Source organism: Brevibacterium sp. SIMBA_078 (genome assembly GCF_046534565.1).
GTDB lineage: Bacteria > Actinomycetota > Actinomycetes > Actinomycetales > Brevibacteriaceae > Brevibacterium.
In genome coordinates, this window is record NZ_JAWRYQ010000382.1 from 1 (window position 1) to 254 (window position 254).

Consider the following 254-nt stretch of genomic DNA (forward strand, 5'->3'; position numbering starts at 1 on the left):
GCTCTAAAATACGGCGTAAATCACCATCGGTAAACAACCCCGATAATTGCTGATTACTATTTATAATAGCGGTCATGCCGAGCCCTTTGGCTGACATTTCAATTAAGGCGTCTTTAATGGTTTGCGTTTCATTAATAATAGGCGTGTGAATACCGCTGTGCATTACATCTTTTAAGGTTAAGAGTAAGCGTTTGCCTAAACTGCCACCTGGATGCGACAGTGCAAAATCATCAGCGGTAAAACCACGGGCTTCT

At 42.5% G+C, this 254-nt stretch carries 1 protein-coding gene; it reads right to left on the minus strand.

The annotated features are described in order from the left end of the window. A partial coding sequence (locus SB749_RS20115; protein ID WP_410711866.1) for a CBS domain-containing protein occupies nucleotides 1-254 on the minus strand: 254 nt, incomplete at both ends.